Consider the following 7,080-nt stretch of genomic DNA (forward strand, 5'->3'; position numbering starts at 1 on the left):
ATTTACTCCCAGTGTCTGTCTCGTAAATGGGACGGTGCGTGCCGTCCCATTTTTTGTATTTATTGATTAACTTGATCTAACCAGCCCCATTTATCTTCGGTTTCGCCGGTGAAGAGGCCGAAGAAGGCTTGCTGGATGCGTTTGGTGACCGGGCCACAACGGCCTTCGCCAACCTGAATACCGTCTACGCTGCGCACTGGCGTGATTTCTGCCGCCGTACCGGACATAAACACTTCATCCGCCAGGTACAGGGATTCGCGCGACAGCACCTGCTCACGCACTTCAATTCCCAGCTCTTTCGCCAGTTTGATGATGGCATCACGGGTAATCCCCGGCAGTGCGGATGAGGTGAACGGTGGGGTGAACAGCACACCGTCTTTCACTTCAAACAGGTTTTCGCCTGCGCCTTCAGAGATGTAACCATTCACATCCAACGCGATACCTTCCTGATAACCGTGGCGGCGCGCTTCGCTACCCACCAGCAGGGAAGAGAGGTAGTTACCACCGGCTTTTGCCGCGGTTGGGATGGTGTTTGGTGCTGCGCGGTTCCAGGAGGAAACCATCGCATCGATCCCCTGCTCCAGCGCTTCTGCGCCCAGATACGCTCCCCACGGGAAAGCAGCGATAATCACGTCGGTTGAGTATCCCGCAGGCGGGTTTACGCCCATGCCAACATCACCGACGAAGATCAACGGACGGATATAGGCGCTGGTGAGATTGTTTTTGCGGATCACGTCACGACAAGCTTCCATCAGCTCATCAATGCTCTGCGAAACCGGGAAGCGATAGATTTTGGCGGAGTCATGCAGACGCTGCATATGCTCACGATGGCGGAATACAACCGGTCCTTTGTGCGAGTCGTAGCAACGGATGCCTTCAAAAACCGAGGTGCCATAGTGCAGCGCGTGCGACATCACATGCACCTTCGCGTCTTCCCAGCGAACCATCTCCCCATTGAACCAAATGTAATCAGCTTTCTTCGTGGTCATTTTTATATTCCTTTTGCGCTCAGGCGCGGATTTGTTGTGATGTGGTTGTGCTCTGGCAGATGGCAACGTGTGCGACGTCCACCAGTTTATTTAACTGACTAAACAGTAAGTCGACCGACCGTGGGCTGGCAACGGTCAATTCGATATTTATATTTTGTGCATCGCTGGCGGCGGCCATATTCATTGAGCAGACGTGGAAACCACGATGACGCACCACGCGTAAAACACGTTCTAAGGTTTCCGGATTGAAGCGAGCCGATACATTGACCTGATGTTGCATCATGATAATTTCTCCAACATTTCTGAATTACTGGCACCAGGCGGCACCAGCGGCCAGACGTTCTCAAGTTCGTCGATTGAGACATGAAGCAGGTATGGCCCATCACTGTTCAGCATGGTGTCGAGTGCCGCTTCAACCTGGTCTTTACGGGTGATGTGTTGGCCAGGGATGCCGAAGGCGCTGGCTAACATGAGGAAATCGGGATTATCGGTAAGGGTGGTTTCGCTATATCGTTCCTGGAAAAACAGTTGCTGCCATTGTCGAACCATCCCTAACCGTTGGTTATCGAGTAAGACGATTTTCAACGGTAACTGCTTGCGTTTTACGGTGCCCAGCTCTTGCACATTCATCATGAAAGAGCCGTCACCGGAGATACAGACGACGGTATCGTTCGGTCGTGCGACTTGCGCGCCAACCGCTGCCGGTAAACCGAATCCCATAGTGCCTAAGCCGCTGGAGGTGATGAAATTTTCCGGGCGAGAGTGGGCGATGTGCTGCGCAGCCCACATCTGATGCTGCCCCACATCTGTGGTCACAACGCAATCTACAGGTTTACGATCCGACAGTTGTTTTAACAACAACGGCGCGTAGATAGCGTCACCGGGATGGTCGTAACGCCAGGCATGTTCATCACGCAGCTGCGCGCAGTATTGCTGCCAGTCATTGATATTTAACGGCTGCTGTAATGCTGGTAACAGAGCATTTAAATCACCCTGTAATGCCACATGCACCTGACGCAGCTTGTTCATTTCTGCCGGGTCGATATCCACATGGATAACACTGGCGTGCGGTGCGAAGGTGTTCAGCTTGCCGGTCACCCGGTCATCAAAACGTGCACCTACGGCGATCAGTAAATCACATTCCTGCACCGCGAAGTTCGCCGCTTTGGTGCCGTGCATTCCCAGCATTCCCAGATAGTACGGATAATCCGCTTCAACTGCGCCCAGCCCTTTCAACGTGCAGGTGGCAGGCATTTTTGTGGCAGTGAGAAATTCACGCAAAGCGGGAACTGCCTGCGCCATGCCCACGCCACCGCCAACGTACAGCATCGGTTTTTGCGCTTTTGCCAGCATCTGGCGCGCTTGCTCGACTTCGGCATGTGGGAAAGTCACTTCGTTTTCAACGGTGGTGAACCAGGGTTCCAGGTCACCGCTGGCTAGCTGGATATCTTTTGGAATATCGACCAGAACCGGACCAGGACGACCTGAGCTGGCAACTTCGAATGCTTCAGCCATAATGCGCGGCAACTCTTTAAGCGACTGCACCAGAAAGCTGTGCTTGGTACAGGCTAACGACAATCCCAGGACATCCACTTCCTGAAATGCGTCGGTACCGATGAACGGTGCGGACACCTGACCGGTGATGGCAACGACAGGGATGGAATCTAACAGCGCGTCCGCAAGCCCGGTTATCAGGTTGGTTGCGCCCGGACCAGACGTGGCGATACATACGCCAGTTTTGCCAGTAGCACGGGCATAGCCGATAGCCGCCATTGCCGCTCCCTGCTCATGTCGGCACAGCAAGTGCTCCACGCCGCCGTCATACAATGCATCGTAAACCGGCATAATTGCGCCACCCGGATAACCGAAAACGGTATTCACACCCTGTGCCCGCAACGCATGTACCACCCACTGTGCGCCATTCATAGTTAGTTCCCCGTCCTGAATCTTGAGAAACAGAATTTTGTGCTGTTATTCATTGTCTGCTCCTCGGTTATGTTTTTAAGGTCAAAAAAAACCCCCGGACCTTTCGGTGCGGGGGTCTTAGTTCGTTAAGGCTTGATCTCTAAGCCTTTCCTCGTCCAAGTGCAGCCCCGCACGGTGGGATAATAATCACCACCACGCTAATCACGACCAGGCTAATCACTCGTAGAAGGGCTGTCATTTTGTCTTTTCTTGCATCTTGTTCGAAGGAATGCCTAAAGAGTTACCATAGATTTTGCGAATGGCACAAGATATTTTTTAATCACGTTTTGTTGTATTCCCAATCATTTCGATAAAAAGCATTGTTTTTTATATAAAAAAAGGTGAGTGAAAAAAATTCAATTTCCGTATATTTCTTGCCCTCACTCAGAGGCTAATTTTTTTACTTCTCATTTTTGCGAGAGTTATTCCATCACTCATACAACTCAGATCACGTTGCATAAATAAACGGGAATCAGCCGCTAATTAACGCAATTTGGCAGACTACAGCAGTGATCTCTTATGCACATAATGGTGGCTCAAGGAGGGCTTATGTCACTGTCAATTGTTCATACTCGTGCGGCTCTGGGGGTAAACGCTCCCCCGATCACTGTTGAGGTTCATATCAGTAAAGGTCTACCAGGATTAACGATGGTGGGCTTACCAGAAACAACGGTAAAAGAAGCACGCGATCGCGTGCGCAGCGCCATTATCAATAGCGGATATGAATATCCGGCAAAAAAAATCACCATTAACCTTGCACCAGCCGACCTGCCGAAAGAAGGAGGGCGATATGATTTACCTATCGCTGTTGCTTTGCTGGCAGCCTCTGAACAGCTTACAGCCAATAAGTTGCATGAATATGAATTAGTCGGGGAACTGGCGCTTACAGGCGCTCTGCGCGGCGTTCCTGGCGCAATCTCCAGTGCAACTGAAGCCATTAAGTCGGGCAGAAAAATTATCGTCGCGAAAGATAACGAAGATGAAGTGGGGCTAATTAACGGTGAAGGATGCCTGATAGCCGATCATCTGCAGGCTGTCTGTGCGTTTCTGGAAGGCAAGCATGCTCTCGAACGCCCGTCACCAACTGATGTTGCATCCCGGATATTACAACATGATCTCAGTGATGTTGTCGGTCAGGAGCAAGGAAAGCGAGGGCTGGAAATTACCGCCGCAGGGGGCCACAACCTTTTACTGATTGGGCCACCAGGAACAGGTAAAACAATGCTCGCCAGCCGTATTAATGGCTTATTGCCAGATTTAAGTAATGAAGAAGCTCTGGAAAGTGCCGCAATATTAAGCCTGGTGAGTGCCGAGTCAGTGCAAAAACAATGGCGGCAGCGCCCGTTCCGCTCACCGCATCACAGTGCGTCGTTAACTGCGATGGTGGGCGGTGGTGCAATTCCAGGGCCAGGTGAAATTTCGCTGGCGCATAACGGCGTGCTTTTTCTGGATGAGCTACCTGAATTTGAACGGCGTACATTGGATGCCTTGCGGGAACCCATTGAGTCTGGACAGATCCATCTTTCACGCACGCGGGCCAAAATAACCTATCCGGCCCGTTTCCAGCTTGTCGCGGCGATGAATCCCAGCCCTACCGGACATTATCAGGGAAACCATAACCGCTGCACACCAGAACAAACATTACGTTATCTCAACCGGCTCTCGGGGCCCTTTCTCGACCGCTTTGACCTCTCACTGGAGATCCCACTACCGCCCCCCGGCATTTTGAGTAAAACGGTAGTGCCGGGAGAAAGCAGCGCCACCGTTAAACAACGTGTAATGGCCGCCAGAGAGCGCCAATTTAAGCGGCAGAATAAACTGAATGCCTGGCTGGATAGCCCGGAAATACGCCAATTCTGCAAGCTTGAGAGCGCAGATGCGCAGTGGCTGGAAGAAACGCTGATCCATCTGGGATTATCGATTCGTGCCTGGCAGCGGTTACTGAAAGTTGCACGAACCATTGCTGATATTGATCAATCTGACATTATCACACGGCAGCATTTGCAGGAGGCAGTTAGCTATCGTGCGATTGACCGCTTGCTCATCCATTTGCAAAAACTGCTGACATAAAAAAAGGGCATTTCGCCCTTTTTATTAATCGTCGGAATCGGTGTAGTCTTCAGCTCCTTCAACCTGCGGTTTACCGCCGGAAAGGGTATGAAAACGTTTTGGACGCTTAATACGCGTCATATACTTGGACCACACGCGTTCTGCTTCTGTCACTGGCTCACGTTCGCCACGGCATACTGCTACGAAGAGTTTCTCTTCCTCGGTAACCGGCTCGCGTTTGCCGAGATCCAGCTCATTGAAGGCATAACCATGACGTTCAAGCAGTTGTGCCTCTTTGATGGTGAAATCACCATGACGAGAGAATCCACGTGGATAATGTTTATTGTCGAAATATCGATTAGTCGTCGTAAAGCTTTCCGCCATCCTGCACGCTCCTAATTCTTTGACCGAGCTAGTTATGGCGCGGAGTATTAGTTACGCTTGACAGAGTGTAAAACAAAACATTTAAATCATAACGACAAATAATTTTGCGGAGAGCACTGTGGATACGGAATTGTTAAAAACTTTCCTGGAAGTTAGCCGAACGCGTCACTTTGGTCGAGCTGCTGAATCGCTCTATCTGACCCAATCAGCCGTGAGCTTTCGAATCAGACAACTGGAAAATCAACTGGGTGTGAATCTTTTCACCCGCCACAGAAACAATATCCGTTTAACCGCTGCCGGAGAAAAGCTTCTGCCTTATGCAGAAACGCTAATGAGCACCTGGCAGGCCGCCCGCAAGGAGGTGGCGCATACCTCACGACATAATGAGTTTTCTATTGGTGCCAGCGCCTCGCTGTGGGAGTGTATGCTTAATCAGTGGCTGGGGCGCTTGTATCAGAATCAGGATGCCCACACAGGCCTGCAATTTGAAGCGCGGATTGCCCAACGACAGTCTCTGGTAAAACAGCTACATGAACGTCAACTTGATCTTCTTATTACCACTGAAGCGCCCAAAATGGACGAATTTAGTAGCCAGTTATTGGGACATTTCACTTTAGCGCTCTATGCCAGCGCCCCCTCTAAGTTAAAGGGTGATCTTAACTATCTGCGTCTGGAATGGGGACCGGATTTTCAACAGCATGAGGCAGGTTTGATCGGTGCTGATGAAGTTCCTATCCTGACAACCAGTTCTGCTGAACTGGCACAACAACAGATTGAAATGCTTAATGGCTGCACCTGGCTACCGGTAAGTTGGGCGCGCAAAAAAGGCGGTTTGCATACTGTTGTCGACAGTACAACACTTTCACGGCCGCTCTATGCCATATGGCTGCAAAATAGCGACAAACACGCGCTGATTCGAGATCTATTGAAAATTAACGTACTGGATGAAGTGTATTAATCTGAATGGCTGGCAAGGACGCCGGTGGAAGGATTTACTTCGGAGAGGGTTATTTTAGATAAAAAAAATCCTTAGCTTTCGCTAAGGATGATTTCTGGCAGGGGCGGAGAGACTCGAACTCCCAACACCCGGTTTTGGAGACCGGTGCTCTACCAATTGAACTACGCCCCTAATTAGGGTGGCGGAACGGACGGGACTCGAACCCGCGACCCCCTGCGTGACAGGCAGGTATTCTAACCAACTGAACTACCGCTCCACCGAATTCTTTTACAACCACCGGTTTTATGACCGGCTTACTGCTTAATTTGATGCCTGGCAGTTCCCTACTCTCGCATGGGGAGACCCCACACTACCATCGGCGCTACGGCGTTTCACTTCTGAGTTCGGCATGGGGTCAGGTGGGACCACCGCGCTAAGGCCGCCAGGCAAATTCTGTTTTATTAACCCGCTTACGCCGGTTAATCTAATCTGTTATCAAGCTTACTTATCGATGTCTCATCCGCCAAAACATCTTCGGCGTTGTAAGGTTAAGCCTCACGGTTCATTAGTACCGGTTAGCTCAACGCATCGCTGCGCTTACACACCCGGCCTATCAACGTCGTCGTCTTCAACGTTCCTTCAGGACCCTTAAAGGGTCAGGGAGAACTCATCTCGGGGCAAGTTTCGTGCTTAGATGCTTTCAGCACTTATCTCTTCCGCATTTAGCTACCGGGCAGTGCCATTGGCATGACAACC

The 7,080-nt window shown here is 50.9% G+C and carries 8 protein-coding genes, 2 tRNA genes and 2 rRNA genes; 2 read left to right on the top strand and 10 right to left on the bottom strand.

Annotated elements, in window-relative coordinates; genetic code table 11:
* Nucleotides 1-59: 59 nt before the first annotated feature.
* The 5 genes from ilvE to ilvL form a co-directional block, all read right to left on the bottom strand.
* Nucleotides 60-989 (bottom strand): branched-chain-amino-acid transaminase, encoded by a 930-nt coding sequence (gene ilvE, locus AACU94_RS20300; RefSeq protein WP_000208520.1) that lies wholly within the window; start codon nt 987-989, stop codon nt 60-62.
* Nucleotides 990-1,008: 19 nt separating this feature from the next.
* On the bottom strand, nt 1,009-1,272 hold the full coding sequence (gene ilvM / locus AACU94_RS20305; RefSeq protein ID WP_000983255.1) for an acetolactate synthase 2 small subunit: 264 nt from the start codon (nt 1,270-1,272) through the stop codon (nt 1,009-1,011).
* Complete coding sequence (ilvG, locus tag AACU94_RS20310) at nt 1,269-2,915, bottom strand: acetolactate synthase 2 catalytic subunit (protein ID WP_135488526.1); 1,647 nt, start codon at nt 2,913-2,915, stop codon at nt 1,269-1,271. The genes ilvM and ilvG overlap by 4 nt, the downstream gene beginning before the upstream one ends.
* A gap of 2 nt (nt 2,916-2,917) precedes the next feature.
* Nucleotides 2,918-2,968 (bottom strand): peptide IlvX, encoded by a 51-nt coding sequence (ilvX, locus tag AACU94_RS20315; RefSeq protein ID WP_001387183.1) that lies wholly within the window; start codon nt 2,966-2,968, stop codon nt 2,918-2,920.
* An 86-nt stretch (nt 2,969-3,054) separates the two neighbouring features.
* Nucleotides 3,055-3,153: an ilv operon leader peptide gene (gene ilvL / locus AACU94_RS20320; protein WP_001311244.1), complete on the bottom strand. Its 99-nt coding sequence runs from the start codon at nt 3,151-3,153 to the stop codon at nt 3,055-3,057.
* A 350-nt stretch (nt 3,154-3,503) separates the two neighbouring features.
* On the opposite strand from ilvL, the gene AACU94_RS20325 reads away from it, so the two are divergent.
* On the top strand, nt 3,504-5,024 hold the full coding sequence (locus tag AACU94_RS20325) for a YifB family Mg chelatase-like AAA ATPase (protein WP_130219561.1): 1,521 nt from the start codon (nt 3,504-3,506) through the stop codon (nt 5,022-5,024).
* A gap of 24 nt (nt 5,025-5,048) precedes the next feature.
* Here the strand turns inward: AACU94_RS20325 and maoP are convergent, their stop codons facing one another.
* Nucleotides 5,049-5,387 (bottom strand): macrodomain Ori organization protein MaoP, encoded by a 339-nt coding sequence (maoP, locus tag AACU94_RS20330; protein ID WP_000841001.1) that lies wholly within the window; start codon nt 5,385-5,387, stop codon nt 5,049-5,051.
* A gap of 118 nt (nt 5,388-5,505) precedes the next feature.
* Here maoP and hdfR point away from each other — a divergent pair, with 118 nt between their 5' ends.
* Nucleotides 5,506-6,345 (top strand): HTH-type transcriptional regulator HdfR, encoded by an 840-nt coding sequence (hdfR, locus tag AACU94_RS20335; RefSeq protein ID WP_130219563.1) that lies wholly within the window; start codon nt 5,506-5,508, stop codon nt 6,343-6,345.
* A gap of 95 nt (nt 6,346-6,440) precedes the next feature.
* Here the strand turns inward: hdfR and AACU94_RS20340 are convergent.
* From AACU94_RS20340 to AACU94_RS20355, 4 genes are all read right to left on the bottom strand, one after another.
* Nucleotides 6,441-6,516, bottom strand: a tRNA-Trp gene (locus AACU94_RS20340).
* An 8-nt stretch (nt 6,517-6,524) separates the two neighbouring features.
* Nucleotides 6,525-6,601: transfer RNA gene (locus tag AACU94_RS20345), tRNA-Asp, on the bottom strand.
* A 54-nt stretch (nt 6,602-6,655) separates the two neighbouring features.
* Nucleotides 6,656-6,771 (bottom strand): 5S ribosomal RNA (gene rrf / locus AACU94_RS20350).
* 97 nt (nt 6,772-6,868) lie between these two features.
* A 23S ribosomal RNA gene (locus AACU94_RS20355) occupies nt 6,869-7,080 on the bottom strand; the annotation flags it as partial.

The organism is Escherichia sp. E4702 (assembly GCF_963883545.1).
Classification (GTDB): domain Bacteria; phylum Pseudomonadota; class Gammaproteobacteria; order Enterobacterales; family Enterobacteriaceae; genus Escherichia.